Raw genomic sequence first — 25,046 nt, 5'->3', positions numbered from 1 at the left:
AGATAACAGAACGCTAAATTGCCGTCCATCTCTCCTTGTCGCAAATTAAAATGCTTATTTTTAAAGCAGCTGCCGGATTTATTCGTTTATGCCGGAATTAATCCCCCGGAGATGTCAAATTATGAGCCGCTGACGTATAAATCGTAAATTGTTTGTACTAGCATGATCCTGAATGAAAACTGACGCGTCCGGGCCCTCCGCGACGGCAAGGGCTATTCGGATAACGTGGTAATGAGTAAACAAACCCAACATGTTTTAGTTACCTTGCCTCACCCTCTACTGCGTCTCGTCAGTTTAGGTCTGCTCACCTTTATCTTTACACTCTTCTCGCTGGAGCTGTCGCGTTTCGATACGCCGCTGGCGCCACTGTGGTTCCCGACGTCAATCATGATGGTCGGTTTTTATCGCCACGCAGGACGGATGTGGCCGGGGATCGCACTGGTCTGTTCCCTCGGCAGCATAAGCGCGTCACTCGTTTTTTCTCCTGCCGGTTCGCTGAATTTTGGCTGGACGGCGATCAATATTATTGAAGCGGTGGTCGGCGCAATCCTGTTACGTAAGCTACTGCCCTGGTATAACCCCTTACAAAATCTGAATGACTGGCTCCGCCTGGCGACGGGCAGCGCGGTGATTCCACCGCTACTGGGAGGCGCGCTGCTCTGGCTGCTGATGCCCGAAGGGACGCCAGTAAAAACATTTTTGATTTGGATTCTGTCCGAGTCTATCGGCGCGCTGGCGCTGGTGCCATTAGGCTTGCTGTTTAAACCGCGCTACCTGCTTCGCCATCGCGATCCCCGTTTACTGCTTGAAACGCTGCTTACGCTGACGATAACGCTGGGGCTAAGCTGGCTCTCTATGCTGTACGTCCCGTGGCCTTTCACCTGCATTATCGTTCTGCTGATGTGGAGCGCGATACGTCTGCCGCGTATGGAAGCGTTTCTGATCTTCCTCGCCACCGTCATGATGACGTCGCTGATGCTGGCATCCGACCCGGCGCTGCTGTCAACGCCCAAAACATACGCCATGATGAACGTTCCCTGGCTGCCGCTTTTAATGATCCTGCTGCCCGTCAACATCATGACAATGGTGATGTATGCGTTTCGGGCGGAACAAAAAAATATCACGGAAAGCGAATTACGCTTTCGTAACGCGATGGAATATTCCGCGATCGGCATGGCGTTAGTGGGCACCGAAGGCCAATGGCTACAGGCCAACAAGGCATTGTGTCAGTTTCTTGGCTACAGCCAGGATGAACTGCGCGCCCTCACCTTTCAACAGCTTACCTGGCCTGAGGATCTGCATAACGACCTTGAACAGCTGAATATGCTGGTGCGCGGCGATATCAACAGCTATTCCATGGAGAAACGCTATTACACCCGCGACGGCGATGTGGTCTGGGCATTACTGGCCGTTTCACTGGTTCGCCATAGCGACAACACCCCGCTCTATTTCATTGCGCAAATTGAAGATATCAACGACCTGAAACATACCGAACGGGTAAACAAGCGCTTGATGGAGCGGATTACGCTGGCGAACGAAGCGGGCGGTATCGGCATCTGGGAATGGGAACTGCGGCCTGACGTGATCAGCTGGGATAAGCGCATGTTTGAGCTGTATGAGGTTCCGCCGCATATCAAACCCACCTGGCAACTCTGGCACGACTGCCTGTTGCCGGAAGACCGCGCGCCGACGGAAAAGATCATCCGCGAGTCTCTGGCGGCGCGTCTCCCCTTTAAGCTCGAATTCAGGATTGGCGTAAAAGATGGCATCCGGCATATCCGCGCCCTGGCGAACCGGGTGCTGGATAAAGACGGCGACGTGGAGCGCCTGCTTGGCATCAACATGGACATGACCGAAGTCAAGCAGCTTAACGAGGCGCTGTATCAGGAAAAAGAACGCCTGCACATTACGCTGGACTCCATCGGGGAAGCGGTTGTCTGTATTGACGTCGATATGAACGTGACCTTTATGAACCCTGTCGCCGAAAAGATGAGCGGCTGGCAGCAGGAGCATGCGATCGGCGTCCCGCTGCTGACGGTATTACGCATCACTTTTGGCGATAACGGCCCGCTGATGGAAAATATCTATAGCGCGGATATGTCGCGTTCCGCCATTGAGCAGGATGTGGTGCTTCACTGTCGCAACGGCGGTCGCTACGACATTCATTACAGCATTACGCCGCTCAGTACGCTGGACGGCGGGAATATCGGCTCCGTACTGGTCATTCAGGACGTCACGGAATCGCGGAAAATGCTGCGCCAGCTCAGCTACAGCGCCTCTCATGACGCCCTCACCCACCTGGCTAACCGGGTCAGTTTTGAAAGCCATCTGAAAGAAATCCTGCTTACGGTACGCGATACGCGCCAGCATCATGCGCTGGTCTTTATTGATCTTGACCGCTTTAAAGCCGTTAACGACAGCGCCGGGCATGCCGCAGGCGATGCGCTGCTTCGCGAACTGGCCGCCTTAATGCTCAGTATGCTGCGTTCCAGCGATATGCTGGCCCGCCTGGGCGGGGACGAATTTGGCCTCCTGCTGCCGGATTGCAATATCGACAGCGCGCGCTTTATTTCTACGCGGATCGTCAACGCGATTAATGAATACCGCTTTACGTGGGAAGACCGTGAACACCCCATTGGCGCCAGCGCCGGGATCACGCTAATCAATAACGCCAATCGCCTTGCGGCAGACGTGATGTCCCAGGCAGATATCGCCTGCTATGCCTCTAAAAACAACGGTCGGGGACGTGTCACCGTGTACGAAGCGCAGCAGGAACAGGCGCACAGCGAGCGGGAAGTCACGCCTCAGGATGAGCAATGGCGCATAATCAAAGATAACCCTCTATTGATGATCGCCCGCGGGGTTGCGTCGCCGCGCATCCCTGAAACGTGCGGTTTTTGGCTGATCTCGCTGCGGCTGTGGACCAGCGATGGCGAAATCATGGAGGAGCAGGCATTCCGCGCAGGGCTAACCGATCCCGAACTCAGCCACGCTCTCGATCGTCGCGTGTTTCAGACATTTTTCCAGCACGCGGCATCCACCGTCGCCAGTAAGGGGGTGAGCATCGCCCTGCCGCTTTCCGCCGCCGGACTCAGCCGCGCAACATTCATTGATGAGCTGCTCGAACAGCTGGAGCGCAGCCCACTTCCGCCGCGCTTATTGCATCTGGTTATCCCCGCATATGTCCTGATGCAAGAGTCCGATAAGGCCATACCCGCGATACAGATACTGCGTCAGGCGGGCTGTCGCATTGTTCTCAGCCAGGTCAACCGTGACCTGGCGCTTTTCGATTGCTTAAGCGCCCACATGGCTGACTACCTGTTGCTTGATAGCGAACTCTGCGCCAGCCTTCACGGCAATTTAATGGATGAAATGCTGGTATCGATTATTCAGAGCCATGCGCAGCGGCTGGGCGTCAGAACCATTGCCGGCCCGGTACAAATGCCGCTGATCATGGATGCGCTTTCCGGTATTGGCATCGATCTGATTTACGGCGACGTCATTGCCGATGCCCAGCCGCTGGATCTGTTACTGAACACCAGTTATTTCGCCATCAACTGACGGCTGCCAGCCATCCGTATACCAGATATGCAGCAACGCGTAGGAGCGCCAGGGTTTCCAGCGCTCCGCATAACGGCGGATTTGCGCGGGCGTCATTCCCGAAAACCGCTGTTTAATCAGATAATCATCCGGCAAAAAGATATCTTTCGCCTGCCAGCCGCGCAGCGCGAAGTAGTTGGCCGTCCAGCGCCCAATCCCAGGAAAGGTTTGCAGGTTTTTCACCCCCAGCGCAATATCCGGCGGCGCGGACGTCTCTAACGTTCCATCCAGCGTCGCACGCGCCAGATGGATCAGCGCTTCCGCGCGTTTCAGCGGCATCCCCAGTGCTTTAAGCGCGAATGGGTCCGCCGCCGCCAGCGTTTGCGGCGTGGGGAAACAGACATACTCCGGCGCATCGGCAAGCACATCGCCATAACGACGGGCGACTTTCGCCGTCAGCTTTGCCGCCATCGCCACGCTGACCAGTTGCCCGAGTATCGCCCTTACGCCCTGTTCGAAGGCATCCACCGAGCCGGGCAGGCGCAATCCCGGTCGCGCAGCCCCCAGACTGCCGAGCGCGTCGGCAATCTGATCGGGGTTACAGCGCAGATCGAACAGGCGTTCAATTTTTGCCAGACATTCTTCGGCGACGGGCAACAAGCCCGCGCTCAGGGTTACGCGCAGCGTATGCGTCTGGTGCTCCGGTACAACGGCGATCAGTCCCCGATGTTCTCCCGTCGCCAGACTGCGAACGTAACGCGCGGGCTCAACCGTTTCGACGCCGCTCACCGCACGCGCGGCGAGAAAACCCAACATCCAGGACCAGTCATAAGGCGGCTGCCAGCTTAGGATATACATTGCGACTCCTGTTTTTATTCTCCTTCAGCATAAACGCTATTCAAACGCCGCGCCTTGCTTTCATATTCCAGTTGTCGGGATTACAACATTTCGTTAAAGTCACGCCCCTTCTTCACTGGCATGGGGATTATTAAGGTGTTTATTGGTTTTGACTACGGCACGGCAAACTGTTCCGTTGCCGTCATGTGCGACGGGCAACCGCAGCTGCTAAAAATGGAAAATAACAGCACGCTGTTGCCCTCAATGCTTTGCGCCCCGACGCGTGAAGCCGTCAGCGAGTGGCTGTACCGCCATCACGCGGTTCCGGCGACGGATGACGAAACGCAGGCGCTGTTGCGGCGCGCAATGTGCTACAACCGTGAAGAAGATATTGAGGTCGGCGCAGGCAGCGTGCAGTTCGGGCTGGCTTCGCTGAGCCACTACATTGACGACCCGGAAGAGGTTTACTTCGTTAAATCGCCAAAATCCTTCCTCGGCGCTAACGGCCTAAAACCGCAGCAGGTTGCGCTGTTTGAGGATCTGGTTTGCGCGATGATGTTGCACATCCGTCATATGGCGCAAACGCAGTTGCCGGAAAGCATCACGCAGGCGGTGATCGGTCGACCAATTAACTTTCAGGGGCTGGGTGGCGATGAGGCCAACCGCCAGGCGCAAGGCATTCTGGAGCGCGCGGCAAAACGCGCCGGTTTTCAGGATGTCGTCTTCCAGTTTGAACCGGTTGCGGCGGGTCTGGATTATGAAGCCACGTTGCAGGAAGAGAAGCGCGTACTGGTGGTGGATATTGGCGGCGGGACGACCGACTGTTCATTGCTGCTGATGGGGCCGCAGTGGCATCAGCGCGCTGACCGCGCCTCCAGCCTGCTCGGGCACAGCGGCTGTCGCGTGGGCGGTAACGACCTGGACATCGCGCTGGCGTTTAAACACCTGATGCCGTTGCTGGGCATGGGCGGCGAAACCGAAAAAGGCATCGCATTGCCGGTTCTGCCGTGGTGGAACGCTGTCGCGATCAATGATGTTCCCGCACAGAGCGATTTCTACAGCAGCGCTAACGGTCGCCTGCTCAACGAGCTGGTTCGGGACGCCCGCGATGCGGATAAAGTCGCGCTGCTGCTTAAAGTCTGGCGTCAGCGCCTCAGCTATCGTCTGGTACGCAGCGCGGAGGAGAGCAAAATCGCCCTGTCCGGGCAGCCCGATATCCTCACCACGCTGCCGTTTATCAGCGATGAGCTGGCGACGTCTGTCAGTCAGCAGGGGCTGGAAGCCGCGCTGAGCCAGCCGCTGGCGCGTATTCTGGAGCAGGTACAGCTGGCGCTGGACAATGCGCAGGAAAAACCGGATGTCATCTATCTGACCGGCGGCAGCGCGCGCTCACCGCTGATCAAAAACGCGCTGGCGGAGCAGTTGCCGGGCATTCCGATTGCTGGCGGCGATGACTTCGGTTCCGTCACCGCCGGTCTTGCGCGATGGGCGGACGTCGTATTTCGTTAACCGCCTCGCAAGCTGAGCGGCTTGCAGATTGACATTATTTTTGCTGTGGCTTATTTTCAGGAGTGAGGGTTAGGGAGGGTTTCCCCTCCCCCTGGTGTCTTAGTCAGTCTGAAAGCTAATCACTAAGAGTATCACCAGTATGATGACGCACTTCATCATAACCCTTTCCTTATTTTGGCCCCTTCCTCGGGAGGGGCTTTCCCGTTCCAGCGTCCTGCTGAAAGCTGTGGCTTACCTCCTTTTTTTGCCGTGCCGCCACTCTAACGTAAGAGTAAATATCCGTGTTTTTCATGGGTGATTGTTGCGTAACGCCTCGCAAAGGCCGACGTCATTCAGACGAATCCAGACAGTGTTTCATAATTCCTCCATTTTTCTCCCGTTATGGATGACTAAACTAGTATCATTCCGCGAAACGTTTCAGGATGAGAAACTTATAACGATGAAAGGCAGTAAAAAATCCCGCTGGGTGATAGCAATCGTGGTCGTTGTGGCGGCCATTGCCGTGTACGGGTTCTGGCATAGTCGCAGCGAAACCCAGGGGAATGCGCCGGGCGCTAACGAACATGCGCAACGTCAGGCTGGCGCAGGACGTCGCGGCATGCGTTCCGGCCCGCTGGCGCCGGTTCAGGCGGCGACCGCAACGGAACAAGCCGTACCACGCTATCTGACCGGGCTGGGCACGATCGCTGCCGCCAATACCGTCACGGTACGCAGCCGCGTGGATGGTCAACTGATGGCGCTGCACTTCCAGGAAGGACAACAGGTCAAAGCGGGCGATCTGCTGGCGGAAATCGATCCCAGCCAGTTTAAAGTCGCCTTAGCGCAAGCGCAGGGGCAGCTCGTGAAAGACAAAGCCACGCTGGCGAATGCCCGTCGCGATTTAGCGCGCTATCAACAGTTGGTGAAAACCAATCTTGTCTCCCGCCAGGAGCTGGACGCGCAACAGGCGCTGGTCAGCGAAACAGAAGGCACCATTAAGGCCGATGAAGCCAGCGTCGCCAGCGCGCAGTTGCAGCTTGACTGGAGCCGCATCACCGCACCGGTAGAGGGTCGCGTGGGGTTAAAACAGGTGGATGTCGGTAATCAAATTTCCAGCGGCGATACCACAGGCATTGTCGTTATCACCCAGACGCACCCAATCGATCTGATTTTTACCTTGCCGGAAAGTGATATCGCCACCGTCGTACAGGCGCAAAAAACGGGCAAAACATTGACCGTTGAAGCCTGGGATCGCACTAACTCACAGAAATTAAGCGACGGCGTACTGCTCAGCCTGGACAACCAAATCGACGCCACGACCGGCACCATCAAAATCAAAGCCCGTTTTAACAACCAGGATGACGCGCTGTTCCCTAACCAGTTTGTTAACGCCCGCATGCTGGTCGACACGCAGCAAAACGCGGTGGTGATACCGACAGCAGCCGTGCAAATGGGTAACGAAGGCCACTTTGTCTGGGTGCTAAATGATGAGAACAAAGTCAGCAAGCATCTGGTTAAACCGGGTATTCAGGACAGTCAGAACGTGGTAATCAGCGCCGGGCTGTCGGCAGGCGATCGCGTCGTGACGGACGGGATCGATCGTCTGACGGATGGGGCGAAAGTCGAAGTGGTGGAAGCGCAAGCGCCTGCGGCGAAAGAAGATAAAGCCACAAATCGGGAATACGGTAAGAAAGGAGTACGCTCCTGATGCAGGTGTTACCTCCGAGCAGCACAGGCGGCCCGTCGCGCCTGTTTATTATGCGCCCTGTCGCGACCACGCTGCTGATGGTGGCGATTTTACTCGCCGGGATTATCGGTTACCGCTTCCTGCCCGTCGCCGCATTGCCGGAGGTGGACTACCCCACCATTCAGGTGGTAACGCTCTACCCCGGCGCCAGCCCGGATGTGATGACCTCCGCCGTCACCGCGCCGCTTGAACGCCAGTTCGGGCAAATGTCCGGCCTGAAACAGATGTCGTCACAAAGTTCCGGCGGCGCATCGGTTGTAACGTTGCAGTTCCAGCTGACTCTGCCGCTGGATGTCGCCGAGCAGGAAGTACAGGCCGCCATTAACGCGGCCACAAACCTGCTGCCGAGCGATCTGCCTAACCCGCCAGTATACAGCAAAGTTAACCCGGCAGATCCACCGATCATGACGCTGGCCGTCACCTCAACCGCCATGCCCATGACGCAGGTGGAAGATATGGTGGAAACCCGGGTGGCGCAGAAAATTTCCCAGGTTTCCGGCGTAGGGCTGGTCACGCTGTCCGGCGGCCAACGCCCGGCCGTGCGTGTGAAGCTGAATGCGCAGGCGATAGCCGCGCTGGGGCTTACCAGCGAAACGGTTCGCGCCGCCATCACCAGCGCTAACGTCAACTCGGCGAAAGGGAGTCTTGATGGCCCAACTCGCGCGGTCACGCTCTCTGCTAACGATCAGATGCAGTCCGTCGATGAGTATCGCCAGTTAATCATCGCCTGGCAGAACGGCGCGCCGGTACGTCTGGGCGATGTGGCAACGGTCGAACAAGGCGCGGAAAACAGCTGGCTCGGCGCGTGGGCCAATAAAGAACAGGCCATTGTGATGAATGTGCAGCGCCAGCCCGGCGCCAACATTATCTCCACGGCGGACAGCATTCGTCAGATGCTGCCGCAGCTTACGGAAAGCCTGCCAAAATCGGTCAATGTCACCGTGCTGTCGGATCGCACCACCAACATTCGCGCTTCCGTTACCGACACCCAGTTCGAACTGATGCTGGCGATTGCGCTGGTGGTGATGATCATCTACCTGTTCCTGCGTAATGTCCCCGCCACAATCATTCCGGGCGTCGCCGTGCCGTTATCGCTGATCGGCACTTTTGCGGTAATGGTCTTTCTCGATTTCTCGATCAATAACCTGACGCTAATGGCGCTGACCATCGCCACCGGCTTCGTCGTGGACGACGCGATTGTGGTGATTGAGAACATTTCGCGTTACATCGAGAAAGGGGAAAAACCGCTGGCGGCGGCGCTCAAAGGCGCTGGCGAAATCGGCTTTACCATTATTTCATTAACCTTCTCGCTGATTGCGGTACTGATCCCGCTGTTATTCATGGGCGATATCGTCGGGCGTTTGTTCCGCGAATTTGCGGTCACGCTGGCGGTAGCGATCCTGATCTCCGCCGTCGTGTCGCTGACCCTGACGCCCATGATGTGCGCCCGGATGCTCAGTCAGGCGTCGCTGCGCAAGCAAAACCGCTTCTCCCGCGCGGCGGAAAAAATGTTTGATCGCGTCATTGAGAAATACGGTCAGTGGCTGGCAAAAGTGCTCAACCATCCGTGGCTGACGCTGAGCGTGGCGCTCGGCACCCTGCTTCTCAGCATCATGCTGTGGGTCTTTATCCCGAAAGGGTTCTTCCCGGTGCAGGATAACGGCATTATTCAGGGCACATTGCAGGCTCCACAATCCAGCTCGTTCGCCAGTATGGCCCTGCGCCAGCGCCAGGTGTCTGATGTGATTTTAAAAGACCCGGCGGTAGAAAGCCTGACCGCCTTTGTCGGCGTTGATGGCACCAACCCGGCGCTGAACAGCGCGCGTCTGCAAATTAACCTTAAACCGCTGAATGAACGTGACGATCGGGTGCAGAAAGTCATCGCCCGCCTGCAACACGCCGTGGCGAAAGTGCCCGGTGTCGATCTCTACCTCCAGCCAACGCAGGATCTCACCATTGATACTCAGGTGAGCCGCACGCAGTACCAGTTTACGCTACAGGCCACCTCACTGGATGCGCTCAGCACCTGGGTGCCGCAGCTGATGGAAAAACTCCAGCAGCTTCCGCAGCTTTCTGACGTCAGCAGCGACTGGCAGGACAAAGGTCTGGTGGCGTATGTGAACGTTGACCGCGACAGCGCCAGCCGTCTTGGCATCAGCATGGCGGATGTCGATAACGCCCTGTATAACGCCTTTGGCCAGCGCCTGATTTCGACCATCTACACCCAGGCGAATCAATATCGCGTCGTGCTGGAACATAACACCGACACCACGCCGGGGCTGGCGGCAATGGACACCATCCGTCTGACCAGCAGCGACGGCGGGATTGTGCCGCTTAGCGCCATCGCCAAAATCGAGCAGCGTTTCGCGCCGCTTTCCATTAATCACCTGGATCAGTTCCCGGTAACGACCTTCTCGTTTAACGTGCCGGATAATTATTCGCTCGGCGATGCGGTACAGGCCATTCTGGACACGGAGAAAACGGTCAACCTGCCAGTCGATATCACCACCCAGTTTCAGGGCAGCACGCTGGCCTTCCAGGCCGCGCTCGGCAGCACCGTCTGGCTGATCGTGGCGGCAGTGGTGGCGATGTATATCGTGCTTGGCGTGCTGTACGAAAGCTTTATCCACCCAATCACGATCCTCTCCACCCTGCCGACGGCGGGCGTCGGGGCGCTGCTGGCGCTCATGATTGCCGGTAGTGAACTGGACGTGATTGCCATCATCGGGATCATTTTGTTGATCGGTATTGTGAAGAAGAACGCCATCATGATGATCGACTTCGCCCTGGCCGCCGAGCGCGAGCAGGGAATGGCACCGCGTGATGCGATTTTCCAGGCCTGTTTGCTGCGTTTTCGCCCGATTCTGATGACCACGCTGGCGGCACTGTTAGGCGCGCTGCCATTGATGTTAAGTACCGGCACAGGCGCGGAATTACGCCGCCCGTTAGGGATTGGCATGGTAGGCGGCCTGCTGGTCAGCCAGGTCTTAACCCTGTTCACCACGCCCGTCATCTATCTGCTGTTTGACCGCCTGTCGCTGTATGTGAAAAGCCGCTTCCCCCGCCAGGAAGAGGAGGCGTAAATGAAATTTTTCGCCCTTTTCATTTACCGCCCGGTGGCGACCATTTTAATCTCCATCGCCATTACGCTCTGCGGCGTGCTGGGTTTCCGGTTATTGCCGGTCGCCCCGCTGCCGCAGGTGGATTTTCCGGTCATTATGGTGAGCGCATCGCTTCCGGGCGCTTCGCCGGAAACCATGGCGTCGTCGGTCGCCACGCCGCTGGAGCGTTCGCTCGGACGCATCGCGGGAGTCAGTGAGATGACCTCCAGCAGCTCGCTGGGCAGCACGCGAATTATTCTTCAGTTTAACTTTGACCGTGATATCAACGGCGCGGCGCGTGACGTGCAGGCGGCAATTAATGCCGCACAGAGTCTGCTGCCCAGCGGGATGCCCAGCCGCCCGACCTACCGTAAAGCCAACCCGTCCGACGCGCCGATTATGATTCTGACGCTCACATCGGACACCTGGTCGCAGGGAGAGCTGTATGACTTCGCCTCAACGCAGCTGGCGCAGACAATCGCGCAAATTGACGGCGTCGGCGATGTGGATGTCGGCGGCAGTTCGCTGCCCGCCGTGCGCGTGGGGCTTAACCCGCAGGCGTTGTTTAATCAGGGCGTATCGCTGGATGACGTGCGCAGCGCCATCAGCAATGCCAACGTGCGTAAGCCACAGGGCGCGATCGACGACAAGACTCATCGCTGGCAGGTTCAGACAAATGATGAACTGAAAACGGCGACGGAATACCAGCCGTTGATTATCCACTACAACAACGGCGCCGCCGTGCGTCTGGGCGATGTCGCCACGGTAACTGACTCGGTACAGGATGTGCGTAACGCCGGGATGACCAACGCCAAGCCGGCGATTTTGCTGATGATTCGCAAGCTGCCGGAAGCCAATATCATCCAGACGGTAGACAGCATTCGCGAGAAGCTCCCGGAATTACAAACGCTGATTCCCGCCTCAATTGACCTGCAAATCGCTCAGGATCGTTCCCCGACGATTCGCGCCTCGCTGGAGGAAGTGGAGCAGACGCTGGTTATTTCCGTCGCGCTGGTCATTCTGGTGGTCTTTTTATTCCTGCGCTCCGGGCGCGCAACGTTGATTCCTGCCGTTGCGGTTCCCGTGTCGCTGATTGGCACCTTCGCCGCAATGTACCTGTGCGGTTTTAGCCTGAACAACCTGTCGCTGATGGCGCTGACTATCGCCACCGGGTTTGTCGTCGATGACGCCATTGTGGTGCTGGAAAATATCTCCCGCCATCTTGAAGCCGGCATGAAGCCCTTGCAGGCGGCGCTTCAGGGAACGCGCGAAGTTGGCTTTACGGTGCTCTCCATGAGCCTCTCCCTGGTGGCGGTATTCCTGCCGCTCTTGCTGATGGGGGGATTGCCCGGAAGATTATTACGCGAGTTTGCCGTCACCCTTTCGGTGGCGATCGGCATCTCGCTGCTCGTCTCGCTCACGCTAACCCCCATGATGTGCGGCTGGATGCTGAAGTCCAGCAAGCCTCGCGAGCAGACGCGAAGCCGCGGCTTTGGCCGTCTGCTGACTGGCCTGCAACAGGGGTACGGCACATCGTTGAAATGGGTGCTAAACCATACGCGGCTGGTGGGCGTCGTCTTGTTGGGCACCATTGCGCTGAATATCTGGCTCTATATTTCCATCCCCAAAACCTTCTTCCCCGAACAGGATACGGGCGTACTGATGGGCGGCATTCAGGCTGACCAGAGTATTTCGTTTCAGGCGATGCGCGGCAAACTTCAGGACTTTATGAAGATCATTCGCGACGATCCGGCGGTCGACAACGTGACCGGGTTCACCGGCGGTTCGCGGGTCAACAGCGGGATGATGTTTATTACGCTGAAATCACGCGGCGAGCGCCATGAAACGGCGCAGCAGGTTATCGACCGGCTGCGGGTCGCGCTGGCAAAAGAGCCGGGCGCAAACCTGTTTCTGATGGCGGTGCAGGATATCCGCGTCGGCGGGCGGCAGGCTAACGCCAGCTACCAGTACGCTCTGCTGTCTGATGATTTAAGCGCGCTGCGGGAATGGGAGCCGAAAATCCGTAAAGCGCTGGCGGCGCTCCCCCAACTGGCGGACGTTAACTCCGATCAGCAAGATAACGGCGCGGAGATGAACCTGATTTACGACCGCGAAACCATGTCCCGGCTGGGGATCGACGTGCAGGCCGCCAACAGTCTGCTGAATAATGCCTTCGGTCAACGGCAAATTTCCACCATCTATCAGCCGATGAACCAGTACAAGGTTGTGATGGAGGTCGACCCACGCTATACCCAGGACATCAGCGCGCTGGAGAAGATGTTCGTCATTAACAGCGACGGGAAGGCGATTCCGCTCTCTTATTTTGCAAAATGGCAGCCCGCCAATGCGCCGCTGTCAGTGAATCACCAGGGGTTGTCCGCCGCCTCGACTATCGCGTTTAACCTGCCTACGGGCACGTCGCTGTCCGAAGCGACGGAAGCCATCAACCGGGCGATGACACAGCTTGGCGTACCGTCAACGGTGCGCGGCAGTTTCGCCGGAACGGCACAGGTTTTCCAGGAGACGATGAATTCGCAGGTAATTCTGATCCTGGCGGCGATCGCGACGGTCTATATTGTGTTGGGGATATTGTATGAAAGTTATGTTCATCCGCTGACCATCCTCTCTACCCTCCCCTCCGCAGGCGTGGGGGCGCTACTGGCGCTGGAGCTGTTCAATGCCCCGTTCAGCCTAATCGCGCTCATCGGGATCATGCTATTAATTGGCATTGTGAAGAAAAACGCCATCATGATGGTCGATTTTGCGCTTGAGGCACAGAGAAACGGCAACCTGACGCCGGAACAGGCGATTTTCCAGGCCTGCCTGCTGCGTTTTCGCCCAATCATGATGACCACGCTGGCGGCGCTGTTTGGCGCGCTGCCGCTGGTTATCTCTGGGGGCGATGGTTCAGAGTTACGTCAACCATTAGGGATTACGATCGTGGGCGGACTGGTGATGAGCCAGCTGCTGACGCTCTATACCACCCCGGTGGTCTATCTCTTTTTCGACCGTCTGCGGCTGCGTTTTTCACGTAATAATAGCCAACCGGAACCCATAACAGAGCCATGACAGAACTTCCTGACAGCACACGCTGGCAACTCTGGATTGTGGCATTCGGCTTTTTTATGCAATCGCTGGATACCACAATCGTCAACACCGCGCTTCCCTCTATGGCGCTCAGTCTGGGGGAAAGCCCGCTGCATATGCACATGGTCGTGGTTTCCTATGTACTGACCGTGGCGGTAATGCTGCCTGCCAGCGGCTGGCTGGCAGATAAAGTCGGCGTGCGTAATATCTTCTTTACCGCCATTGTGCTGTTTACGTTGGGATCGCTATTTTGCGCCTGGTCCAGCACGCTGAATGAACTGGTGCTGGCGCGGGTTTTACAGGGCGTGGGCGGCGCCATGATGGTGCCGGTCGGCAGACTGACGGTCATGAAGATCGTTCCGCGCGAGCAATATATGGCGGCGATGACCTTCGTCACGCTGCCCGGTCAGGTCGGGCCGCTGCTCGGCCCGGCGCTGGGCGGCATTCTGGTCGAGTACGCCTCCTGGCACTGGATTTTCCTGATTAACATTCCGGTCGGCATTGTCGGGGCGATTGCGACGCTCATGCTGATGCCGAACTACACCATGCAAACCCGGCGCTTCGATCTTTCAGGGTTCCTCCTGCTGGCCGTCGGCATGGCGGTACTGACGCTAGCGCTGGACGGCAGCAAAGGCACAGGGCTCTCGCCTCTCTCACTGGGCGCACTGGTGTTGTGCGGCATCTTGGCGATTGCGCTCTACCTGAAACACGCCAAAAACAATCCGCGCGCGCTGTTTAGTCTGGCGCTGTTTCGCACCCACACCTTCTCGCTGGGCCTGTCTGGTAGCTTCGCCGGGCGCGTCGGGAGCGGCATGCTGCCCTTCATGACGCCGGTCTTTTTGCAGATTGGTCTGGGGTTTTCGCCGTTTCATGCCGGGTTGATGATGATCCCGATGGTACTCGGCAGCATGGGAATGAAACGTATCGTCGTACAGGTGGTAAACCGTTTTGGCTATCGTCGCGTACTGGTCGCCACCACCCTCGGTCTGTCGCTGGTCAGCCTGCTGTTTATGAGCGTTGCGATGCTTGGCTGGTATTACGCCCTGCCCTTTGTGCTGTTCCTGCAAGGCATGGTCAACTCCACCCGTTTTTCATCCATGAACACCTTAACGCTCAAAGATCTGCCCGATGAACTCGCCAGCAGTGGCAACAGCTTGCTGTCCATGATCATGCAGTTGTCGATGAGTATTGGCGTGACCATCGCCGGGCTGCTGCTGGGCATGTTTGGTCAACAACATATCGCGGCCGACAGCGGCGCGAGCCACACGGTGTTTATGTATACCTGGCTGTGCATGGCCCTGATTATCGCGCTGCCCGCACTCATCTTCGCCCGGGTGCCGAACGACACGCATAAAAACGCCGTCATTTCACGACGCAAAAGGAGCACGCAATGAAGTTCTGGCGGCCCGGTATTACCGGCAAATTGTTTCTGGCGATTTTCGCCACCTGCATTGTCTTGCTGATCAGCATGCACTGGGCCGTACGCATCAGCTTTGAGCGTGGGTTTATCGACTACATCAAACATGGCAACGAACAGCGGTTGCAGATGCTCGGCGACGCGCTGGGCGAGCAGTACTCGCTGCACGGCAACTGGCGTTTTTTACGCAATAACGATCGCTTCGTTTTCCAGATCCTGCGCTCTTTTGAGCATGACAACGACGATAACAAACCCGGCCCCGGGATGCCGCCGCATGGCTGGCGAACCCAATTTTGGGTCGTCGATCAACACGCCAATGTGCTGGTCGGCCCGCGAGCGCCAGTCCCGCGAGACGGCACCCGCCGGGCTATTCACGTAAACGGTGTGGAGGTTGGCGCGGTGATTGCCTCTCCCGTTGAGCGACTGACGCGCAATACCGATATTAATTTTGATAAGCAACAGCGCCGTACCAGCTGGCTGATCGTGGCGTTGTCGACTCTGCTGGCGGCGCTGGCGACGTTTCCGCTGGCGCGCGGGTTGCTGGCGCCCGTTAAGCGGCTGGTGGAAGGCACGCACAAACTGGCCGCAGGCGACTTCACGACGCGCGTAACGCCGGCCAGCGCGGATGAACTGGGTAAACTGGCGCAGGATTTTAACCAGCTCGCCAGCACGCTGGAAAAAAATCAGCAAATGCGCCGCGATTTTATGGCGGATATCTCCCACGAACTGCGCACGCCGCTGGCGGTATTGCGCGGTGAGCTGGAGGCTATCCAGGACGGAGTCCGCCAGTTTACGCCCGAATCGGTGGCCTCGCTCCAGGCTGAAGTCGGCACGCTCACCAAGCTGGTTGACGATCTGCATCAGCTTTCTATGTCAGATGAAGGCGCGCTGGCGTACCAGAAAACATCGGTGGACCTGATTCCCCTGCTGGAGGTGGCGGGCGGCGCGTTTCGCGAGCGCTTCGCCAGCCGTGGGTTGACGTTACACTTTTCCCTTCCTGACAGCGTGATGGTATTCGGCGATCCGGATCGTCTGATGCAGTTATTCAATAATCTGCTGGAAAATAGTCTGCGCTACACCGACAGCGGCGGCAGCCTGCACATTTCCGCCGAGCAGCGCGACAACATGCTGCTGTTAACGTTCGCCGATTCCGCGCCCGGCGTTCGCGATGAGCAGTTACAAAAACTGTTTGAACGTTTCTACCGCACGGAAGGCTCCCGCAACCGCGCCAGCGGTGGGTCCGGTCTGGGACTGGCGATTTGCGACAATATCGTACAAGCGCATAATGGTCGTATTCGGGCGTCCCATTCGCCTTTTGGCGGGCTTAGCATTACAGTAGAGTTACCGCTGGAACGCGATTTACAGAGAGATGTATGACTGAGTTACCCATTGATGAAAACACGCCGCGTATTTTAATCGTGGAAGATGAACCCAAGCTGGGACAACTGCTGATCGACTATCTGCGCGCCGCAAGCTATGCCCCCACGCTAATCAGTCATGGCGATCAGGTATTGCAGTATGTGCATCAAACACCGCCAGACCTGATCCTGCTGGACTTAATGCTGCCAGGTACGGACGGTCTGACGCTGTGCCGGGAAATTCGCCGTTTTTCTGACGTGCCCATCGTGATGGTCACGGCAAAGATTGAAGAGATCGACCGCCTGCTTGGGCTGGAGATTGGCGCCGATGATTACATCTGCAAACCTTACAGCCCCCGTGAGGTGGTCGCCCGCGTGAAAACGATTTTGCGCCGCTGCAAGCCGCAACGTGAGCTGCAACAGCTGGACGCGCAAAGCCCGCTGATTGTCGATGAAGGCCGTTTTCAGGCATCCTGGCGCGGCAAGATGCTCGACCTGACCCCCGCAGAGTTTCGCCTGTTGAAAACGCTGTCTCACGAGCCGGGGAAAGTCTTCTCCCGCGAGCAGCTGCTTAATCATCTCTACGATGATTATCGCGTGGTGACTGACCGCACCATTGACAGCCACATCAAAAACCTGCGCCGCAAGCTGGAATCACTGGATGCCGAACAGTCGTTCATCCGTGCGGTATACGGCGTCGGGTATCGCTGGGAAGCGGATACCTGCCGGATTGCATAAGTCACGCCTGCAATAGCCGGATGACGCTCCGCTGATCCGGCCGACAAATAAGAGCGTTGTCGGCCAGAGAAGGCGCTACGCCGCCATCCGGCGTTTTTCTTTACCTGCCTCCCCCACAGCGCTACAATGCCCGCCCTTAACGTAGGGGCACTCCCCTAACCGCCTCATTCAGTGAAGCGGATCTGACCTGTCATCAGAACGAGAAAATTATGTTTAAACCGGAACTCCTTTCCCCGGCGGGAACGCTGAAAAATATGCGTTACGCTTTCGCTTATGGCGCAGATGCCGTGTATGCGGGCCAGCCGCGTTACTCCCTGCGCGTGCGCAACAACGAATTTAACCACGAGAATTTGCAGCTCGGCATTAACGAAGCCCACGCACTTGGCAAAAAATTCTATGTGGTCGTGAACATTGCGCCGCATAACGCGAAACTGAAAACCTTTATTCGCGATCTTAAACCGGTTGTGGAAATGGGGCCGGATGCGCTGATCATGTCCGATCCCGGGCTTATCATGCTGGTACGTGAAAACTTCCCGGAGATGCCGATTCACCTTTCGGTGCAGGCCAACGCCGTAAACTGGGCAACGGTGAAGTTCTGGAACCAGATGGGGCTGACCCGCGTTATTCTTTCTCGCGAACTGTCGCTGGAAGAGATTGAAGAGATTCGTCAACAGGTGCCGGAAATGGAGATCGAAATCTTCGTACACGGCGCGCTGTGCATGGCCTACTCCGGTCGTTGCCTGCTCTCTGGCTACATCAACAAACGCGATCCGAACCAAGGAACCTGCACCAACGCCTGCCGTTGGGAATATAACGTGCAGGAAGGGAAAGAAGACGTCGTGGGCAACATCGTCCATAAATACGAACCGATTCCGGTACAGAACGTCGAGCCGACGCTGGGTATCGGCGCACCAACCGACAAAGTGTTTATGATCGAAGAAGCTCAGCGTCCGGGCGAATACATGACCGCGTTCGAAGATGAACACGGCACCTACATCATGAACTCGAAAGATCTGCGCGCCATTGCTCACGTTGAGCGCCTGACCAAAATGGGTGTGCACTCACTGAAAATCGAAGGCCGTACCAAATCCTTCTACTACTGTGCGCGTACCGCTCAGGTTTATCGCAAAGCGATAGACGATGCTGCTGCGGGCAAGCCGTTTGATCCACAACTACTGGAAACGCTGGAAGGCCTGGCGCATCGCGGTTACACCGAAGGCTTTCTGCGTCGCCACACGCATGATGACTACCAGAATTACGAGTACGGTTACTCTGTTTCTGAACGTCAGCAGTTCGTGGGTGAGTTCACCGGCGAGCGTAAAGGCGCCCTTGCCGCCGTTGCCGTGAAGAACAAATTCTCCATCGGCGATAGCCTGGAGCTGATGACGCCGCAGGGGAACGTCAACTTCACTCTGGAACATATGGAAAACGCCAAAGGTGAAGCAATGCCGGTGGCGCCTGGCGATGGCTACACCGTCTGGATGCCGGTGCCGCAGGATATGGATCTGAATTATGCGTTGTTAATGCGTAATTTTTCCGGCGAATCCACGCGGAACCCACACGCTAAGTAGTTAATCCACGTTATTTTTTCATTATGGGAAGATTCTTAGAAATCGATCACATACCGCCTCGTTCATTACGGGTATTATCCGAGGCGCTGAAAAACATAACCCATAAATGCTAGCTGTACCAGGAACCACCTCCTTAGCCTGCGTAATCTCCCTTACGCAGGCTTATTTTTTTGTGCTGCACAAACCTTCCATTTTCAGCCTGTTCTGACCTTTCCGCGCCTTTTCTGCTATACACTTTCAACAGGTTAACGACAGAGGCAAATAAAGGATGGCTACGTTTCCCGCCAGCTTACTGATTTTAAATGGCAAAGGCGCTGATAATCAGCCCCTGCGCGACGCGATAGGGCTACTTCGCGATGAGGGCGTGGAGATTCACGTCCGGGTCACCTGGGAAAAAGGCGATGCCCAGCGTTATGTTGATGAAGCCAGACAGCTTGGCGTTGAGACAGTTATTGCGGGCGGCGGCGACGGCACCATCAATGAGGTTTCCGCCGCGCTGATTCAGTGTCAGGGCGGCAACGTTCCCGCGCTTGGCATTTTGCCTCTGGGCACGGCCAATGACTTCGCCACCAGCGCTGGCATCCCGGAAGCGCTGGATAAAGCCTTAAAACTGGCGATTGCCGGTAACGCGGTTGCGATCGATATCGCCCAGGTCAACGATAAAACCTGCTTTATTAATATGGCGACAGGGGGTTTCGGGACGCGCATCACCACCGAAACACCGGAAAAACTCAAGGCCGCGCTGGGCGGCGTCTCTTACTTTATTCATGGGCTGATGCGCATGGACACCCTCAAGCCCGATCGCTGTGAGATTCGCGGCGAGAATTTTCACTGGCAGGGCGATGCGCTGGTGATTGGCATTGGTAATGGTCGTCAGGCCGGTGGCGGACAACAGCTCTGCCCTGGCGCACTCATTAATGACGGGCTGCTGCAACTGCGGATCTTCACCGGTGAGGAGCTGCTTCCGGCGCTGTTTTCTACATTGACGCAGCCGGAAGAGAACCCCAACATTGTCGATGGTGCATCCGCCTGGTTTGATATTCAGGCTCCGCATGAGATCACTTTTAACCTTGATGGCGAGCCGCTCAGTGGTCAGGAATTTCATATTGAAATACTTCCCAACGCGCTGCGTTGCCGTTTGCCGCCAGACTGCCCGTTACTGCGCTAATGAAAAAAGAAAGTAAGCGCAGAGAGGGATAATCAGACCGGCGACATCCCGGAACCTCTGCACTCACAAACGGGTCATTTACCCTGCGGCCCTAACCGGCGGGGCCAGCGTCTCCAGGAGTTGCGGCATTGACGTGTAGCGCCCGATGGCCTCGCTAAAGCAGGGGTGCTGGCAGCCGTCAGACACCACGATGGTATCAATTCCGGCGGCCTGCGCGGCGCGAAAACCGCTCAGGCTGTCTTCAATCACCAGACACTCTGCGGCGGGCAGGCTCAGCTTTTTCAGCGCGGAGAGATACACCGCCGGGTGCGGTTTGCCGTAGCGTTCATCGTCGGCGCTGCAAATGACGTCAAAATGCCCCCGGAGATTAAGTTTAGAGAGAACAGCCTCAATAACCTGATGGGATGATGACGTAGCCAGCGCAATCCGATACCCCCCGTGGCGAAAATGATGCAATACCGCGTAGACGCCGTCCATCGCTTCGCCTTCCGTTGCAATAAGTCCGGTAATGCGTTTGCGAATGGCCGACTCCAGCACCCCGGGGTCTGTCTGCAACGGGCAGTATTCGCACCAGACGCGGGCAATCTCATCCAGTCGCTTCCCTTTGGTTAACGTTTCACACTCCTCGTCATTAACCGTCACTCCCCAGCCTGCCAGCGCGTCTTTTTGCGCCTGACGCCACAGCCCTTCGGAGTCAATGATGACGCCATCCATGTCGAAAATTACCGCTTTACTCTTCATCATTTGCCGCCTTAAAAAGACCCGGCAGCGCAGCCGGGCCCGACATCATTAAGAAATACCGACCGTTTCGCCTTCACATGCCTCCTGACGCGTGAATCCGGGTTGTTCAACACGAATAAACGGACACAGAATAAACGCCACAATATAGAGCAACGTATACGCAATCACGACGCCAATGGTGCTGAAGTGCGGTAACAACACCACGGCGATCGCCGGGGCGAGGAAGTTGGAAAGCCCAGCCGACAGGTTGTAGACCGAAATCGCGGCCCCTTTGTGTTTTGGCTCAAGCGCAGGAAAGACGGCGGCCATCGGCACAAACGCGGCAACGAAGATCCCCAGCGCGATTGCCGGAACCAGCGCCATCGCGAAGTTATGGCCAAAGTGCTGCGGAATGTAATAAAACGCGAGGCTGGAGAGCGCCATCCCGATACAGCCAAACCAGCGTACAACCTTCATCCAGCCCATTTTCTCTGCCAGTACGCCCCAAAAGACGTTGGAGAAGATGGTTGTGAAGAAGAACGCCGCCCATACCTGTAGCCATTCAGAGGTGGTGAAGCCCAGTTCATCCACAAACATCATCGGCATGACCACCGCAAAACCGAACAGCGATAACGTATTGATAATACGCACGATGCTGGACAACATAATGCTACGGTTGGTGTAAAGCAGCGTGACCGCACGCCCCAGTTCGCTGAACTTTTCACGGGTGGTGAGGTTTTGCATATGGCGCGGCGTTTCAATTTTACGCAGCGAAACCAGCGCGATAACACCGCCGGTCAGACAGAACGCCAGCGCCAGCCACAGGGTGCCCATTTCGCCAATATGCGGAATGGTAAAACTCGGGATATAACTGCCGAAAACGCCAATCCCAATAGAGTAGACCGCCCAGAACCAGCCCAGCGCGGCGCTGGTGCTGTCGCTACGGACGTTATGCACAATGGCGACGATAAACGCATAAAGGAACAGCGGATACGCCAGACCGCGAATACCGTAAAACAACAGAATTAAGGCGTAGTTGGACTGACCCAGTCCAAAAACGAGGAACAATACGTGGAATACGCACCACAGCACAAAGCCGATCATCATGGTTTTTTGCGGCGTGATGATCTCCGCCACTACGCCGGATACCCAGGCCGACAGCGCCGCCGCCAGGCCATATAGCGTAAAGGCGAAGGAGGCTTCCGCCGGGGTAAAGCCCAGCGCTTTGATGTAGTGCGACAAAAATGCCAGCTCGAAACCATCACCAGTCATGAATACGGCGATGGCGATATACCCCCAGACCAGACTTAAGGGTAATCCCAGCCATTGTTTGTTAGTTAACGACATATTGACCTCGTTTTAGGGTGCAGGGAGCCACTCCGGTACATTCACCGGAGGGCTTTTGTTATAGAAATTATTGATTTCGATAGTTCAGGTCGTTTCGGTACAGTGCGTTAAACTGCTGATAACGCTGCATCAGCGCCGTGTGACGAACCGGATCGCCATACCAGGTTTTGTAGACTTCCGGTTTTTCGCAAACGGACGCCAACGGTTTACCTGCCGCAAGGCACGCCAGTCGCGCCGCGCCCAGCGCGCCGCCGGTTTCTCCGCCTTTGTGCGTCACCACGGGCATATCCAGAATATCTGCCAGCAGTTGCGCCCAGAACGGACTTCGGGCGCCGCCGCCCACCAGCGAACATTGTTCGATATTTGTACCGCTCTCCTGCAAAACACGGAGCCCGTCAGCGATGCCGAAACTGACGCCTTCCAGCACCGCATAACCCATCAGCGCGCGCTGGCTGGAGTGCGTCAGCCCCCAGAACATGCCCCGGGCGTCAGGATCGTTATGCGGCGTGCGTTCGCCGGAAAGGTACGGCAGGAACATCGGCGCGCTGGCTTTTTCCGCATCGCTTAACTGCGCGATTTCTTCCAGCAGTTCCGTTTCCGTTGTCCCTACCAGGCGGCAGAACCATTGCAGACAGCTGGCGGCGCTGAGCATTACGCTCATCTGGTGCCACAAATTCGGCAGGACGTGGCAAAAAGCATGTACTGCGGATTGCGGCGCGGGACGGTACGCGTCCGTCACCACAAACAGCACGCCGGACGTCCCCAGTGAAATAAACGCATCGCCGGGCGATACCGCGCCAACGCCAATAGCGCTGACCGCGTTGTCTCCACCGCCCCCGGCGACCACCACCGAAGGGGTTAACCCCCAGCGTTGCGCGACGACGGGATCGAGCGTGGCAGAAATATCGCAGCCTTCCACCAGCTCCGGCATATTGGCCCGCGTCAGCCCGCATTTCTCCAGCAGCGCATCCGACCAGTCGCGCTTCTCGACGTCAAGCCACAGCGTCCCTGCTGAATCGGACATGTCGGAGACTTTTTTACCCGTCATTTTGAAACGCAGATAATCCTTCGGCAGCAGCACCGTTTCGATGCGGGCAAAATTCTGCGGTTCATGGCGACGCACCCACAGCAATTTCGGCGCGGTAAACCCCGGCATCGCCAGATTACCGGCAACCTGATGCAGCTCTGGGGCAATTTCTTCCAGCTCCGCACACTCCTGGGCGCTACGGGTGTCATTCCACAAAATCGCCGGGCGGATCGTATTCCCGGCGGCATCAAGCAGTACCGCGCCATGCATCTGACCGGAAAGACCGATCGCCTTAATCGCCTGCCAGTGATGACCACATTTCTCCCGCAGGGTGGACATCAGATACTCCGTCGCGTCCCACCAGGCTTCCGGTGATTGCTCTGACCAGTGTTGATGGGGCCGCTGAATCGTCAGCGGCGCGCTATGGGTGGCGACAATGTCATTGTTTTCATCAATGACCAGCGCCTTCACTTCAGATGTGCCGAGATCGATACCCAGATACATAGCCACCTCTCAGTTAATCAGCGTGTGAACAGCGGCGATTTTCTCGCGCAGCAGCGCGGCGAAATCATCACATTCCGTCAGGTCGCCAAACAGCGCTTTATCACTGGCATACGCCGCGATCGGATCGGCGGATTCAAACATGGCATGTACCGCTGGCGCATCCAGAATGCCGTCCTGGTACTCATAAGGCAGCGTGCCCTTGTGCCACTGCTCCATAAAGACGTAAAACAGTGCGGGCAGCATAGCGGTAGCGTTCGGCCGTGCACCGCGCTGATAGCACTCGCGCAGCGTCGGCGCAATCATCGCCGGGATTTTCGAGAATCCGTCGGCGGCAACGCGCTGGTTGGTATCCTGAATATGCGGGTTGGTAAAACGCTTAAGCACCACATCACGATAGGTCGGGAGATCGATGCCGTTATCTCCCAGGCAAGGGATCACGTCTTCCGTCACGTAGCGGTCGGCAATCTGGTAGATAAAGTCCGTCAGGGTGCTTTCATGAATATACTGCTGGCCGATTAACGTACCCGCCCACGCAATGCAGCTATGTGATGAGTTGAGGATGCGGATTTTCGCCTCTTCATACGGGATAACAGACGTCACCAGCTCCACACCGACATTTTCCAGCGCAGGACGCACATCGCGGAAACGATCTTCAACCACCCACTGGATAAAGGTTTCGCCCATTACCGGCGCTTTATCATCAATGCCCGTCTGCGCTTTGATACGCGCCGGAAGATCGGCTGCCGGACGCGGCGTGATGCGGTCCACCATCGTATTCGGGCAGGTCGCATTGGCGCTAAGCCAGTCAATCACCGCCTGTTTGCCGGTCAGTTGTAAAAACTCAACCAGACCATCGTGGAACCGTTCACCGTTGTGACGCACGTTGTCGCAGTTGAGCAGCGTCAGCGGCCCTGCGTTATTGGCCATACGCGCTTCCAGAATGCGGGTAATGACGCCGTAAATCGTTTTACAGCCGCCGTTGAGATCGCTCGCCAGATCGGGGTTATTCACTTCCAGCTTGTGGCTGGTGTTCAGGTAGTAGCCCCCTTCCGTCACGGTAAAAGCAATCACTTTGGTCTGCGCTCTGGCGCCTTCGGCAATCAGCGGCTGCAAATCCGCCTGCCACGGCAGCAGTTTCTGAATCGACGTGATCTCTTCGTACTCACGTTCGCCCTCCGGGCTGACCGTTTCCAGCACATAACGACCGTTTTGCGCCGCCAGCGCCTGCACAACGTGCTCGGCGTCATTGCGAATATTGCCGGCGGCAATGTGCCAGCGCGTATCGCCGGAAGCGATCAGACGATGCAGATACCACGCCTGATGGGCGCGGTGAAAAGAACCTAAGCCAATATGAAGCCATGTGTATTGATCGTTCATTGTTCTGCTCTCCAGTGAG

General features: G+C 56.9%; 16 protein-coding genes. 10 read left to right on the top strand and 6 right to left on the bottom strand.

Annotated features, from left to right (window positions below):
- Positions 1–231: 231 nt before the first annotated feature.
- Positions 232–3,561, top strand: a complete 3,330-nt coding sequence (locus tag FD428_RS07925) for a diguanylate cyclase (protein ID WP_114848199.1) — start codon at positions 232–234, stop codon at positions 3,559–3,561.
- Here the strand turns inward: FD428_RS07925 and alkA are convergent.
- Positions 3,529–4,398, bottom strand: coding sequence for a DNA-3-methyladenine glycosylase 2 (gene alkA / locus FD428_RS07920; RefSeq protein WP_104868465.1), 870 nt, complete (start codon positions 4,396–4,398; stop codon positions 3,529–3,531). The two genes, FD428_RS07925 and alkA, sit on opposite strands and share 33 nt — an antisense overlap.
- A gap of 135 nt (positions 4,399–4,533) precedes the next feature.
- Here alkA and yegD point away from each other — a divergent pair, with 135 nt between their 5' ends.
- Positions 4,534–5,886: a molecular chaperone gene (gene yegD, locus FD428_RS07915; RefSeq protein WP_114848277.1), complete on the top strand. Its 1,353-nt coding sequence runs from the start codon at positions 4,534–4,536 to the stop codon at positions 5,884–5,886.
- Between the two features lie 99 nt (positions 5,887–5,985).
- Here the strand turns inward: yegD and FD428_RS07910 are convergent, their stop codons facing one another.
- Positions 5,986–6,045, bottom strand: coding sequence for a type I toxin-antitoxin system Ibs family toxin (locus FD428_RS07910; RefSeq protein ID WP_114848278.1), 60 nt, complete (start codon positions 6,043–6,045; stop codon positions 5,986–5,988).
- A 280-nt stretch (positions 6,046–6,325) separates the two neighbouring features.
- On the opposite strand from FD428_RS07910, the gene FD428_RS07905 reads away from it, so the two are divergent.
- From FD428_RS07905 to yegS, 8 genes are all read left to right on the top strand, one after another.
- On the top strand, positions 6,326–7,573 hold the full coding sequence (locus FD428_RS07905; RefSeq protein WP_114848200.1) for an MdtA/MuxA family multidrug efflux RND transporter periplasmic adaptor subunit: 1,248 nt from the start codon (positions 6,326–6,328) through the stop codon (positions 7,571–7,573).
- Positions 7,573–10,695, top strand: coding sequence for a multidrug efflux RND transporter permease subunit MdtB (gene mdtB, locus FD428_RS07900; RefSeq protein ID WP_114848201.1), 3,123 nt, complete (start codon positions 7,573–7,575; stop codon positions 10,693–10,695). Before FD428_RS07905 ends, mdtB begins: the two co-directional genes overlap by 1 nt.
- Complete coding sequence (mdtC, locus tag FD428_RS07895; protein WP_049008043.1) at positions 10,696–13,782, top strand: multidrug efflux RND transporter permease subunit MdtC; 3,087 nt, start codon at positions 10,696–10,698, stop codon at positions 13,780–13,782.
- Positions 13,779–15,194 carry an MFS transporter gene (locus FD428_RS07890; RefSeq protein ID WP_114848202.1) on the top strand — a complete coding sequence of 472 codons (1,416 nt, stop codon included), beginning with the start codon at positions 13,779–13,781 and terminating at the stop codon, positions 15,192–15,194. Before mdtC ends, FD428_RS07890 begins: the two co-directional genes overlap by 4 nt.
- On the top strand, positions 15,191–16,594 hold the full coding sequence (gene baeS / locus FD428_RS07885) for a two-component system sensor histidine kinase BaeS (protein WP_114848203.1): 1,404 nt from the start codon (positions 15,191–15,193) through the stop codon (positions 16,592–16,594). Before FD428_RS07890 ends, baeS begins: the two co-directional genes overlap by 4 nt.
- Positions 16,591–17,313 (top strand): two-component system response regulator BaeR, encoded by a 723-nt coding sequence (gene baeR / locus FD428_RS07880; RefSeq protein WP_012131679.1) that lies wholly within the window; start codon positions 16,591–16,593, stop codon positions 17,311–17,313. The genes baeS and baeR overlap by 4 nt, the downstream gene beginning before the upstream one ends.
- Positions 17,314–17,522: 209 nt before the next feature.
- A complete protein-coding gene (yegQ, locus tag FD428_RS07875; protein WP_012131678.1) occupies positions 17,523–18,884 on the top strand; it encodes a tRNA 5-hydroxyuridine modification protein YegQ in 1,362 nt (453 codons plus the stop codon).
- A 268-nt stretch (positions 18,885–19,152) separates the two neighbouring features.
- Positions 19,153–20,052 (top strand): lipid kinase YegS, encoded by a 900-nt coding sequence (yegS, locus tag FD428_RS07870; RefSeq protein ID WP_012131675.1) that lies wholly within the window; start codon positions 19,153–19,155, stop codon positions 20,050–20,052.
- 78 nt (positions 20,053–20,130) lie between these two features.
- On the opposite strand, the gene FD428_RS07865 is transcribed toward yegS, so the two are convergent.
- The 4 genes from FD428_RS07865 to dalD all read right to left on the bottom strand — a co-directional run bounded on the left by FD428_RS07865 (position 20,131) and on the right by dalD (position 25,027).
- A complete protein-coding gene (locus tag FD428_RS07865; RefSeq protein WP_114848204.1) occupies positions 20,131–20,793 on the bottom strand; it encodes an HAD family phosphatase in 663 nt (220 codons plus the stop codon).
- 48 nt (positions 20,794–20,841) lie between these two features.
- The gene (locus tag FD428_RS07860; protein ID WP_012131672.1) at positions 20,842–22,119 is read right to left on the bottom strand and encodes an RbtT/DalT/CsbX family MFS transporter; all 1,278 of its coding nucleotides are present in this window, start codon (positions 22,117–22,119) and stop codon (positions 20,842–20,844) included.
- 67 nt (positions 22,120–22,186) lie between these two features.
- Entirely contained in the window at positions 22,187–23,650 is a 1,464-nt protein-coding gene (gene xylB, locus FD428_RS07855) for a xylulokinase (RefSeq protein WP_012131671.1), read from the bottom strand.
- 9 nt (positions 23,651–23,659) lie between these two features.
- Entirely contained in the window at positions 23,660–25,027 is a 1,368-nt protein-coding gene (dalD, locus tag FD428_RS07850; RefSeq protein WP_114848205.1) for a D-arabinitol 4-dehydrogenase, read from the bottom strand.
- Positions 25,028–25,046 lie beyond the last annotated feature (19 nt).

The sequence above is a fragment of the Citrobacter sp. TBCP-5362 genome (assembly GCF_005406305.1).
Classification (GTDB): Bacteria; Pseudomonadota; Gammaproteobacteria; order Enterobacterales; family Enterobacteriaceae; genus Citrobacter_B; species Citrobacter_B koseri.
The sequence above is the reverse complement of the archived record's forward strand: the minus strand, read 5'-3'. Positions and strand labels throughout refer to the sequence as shown.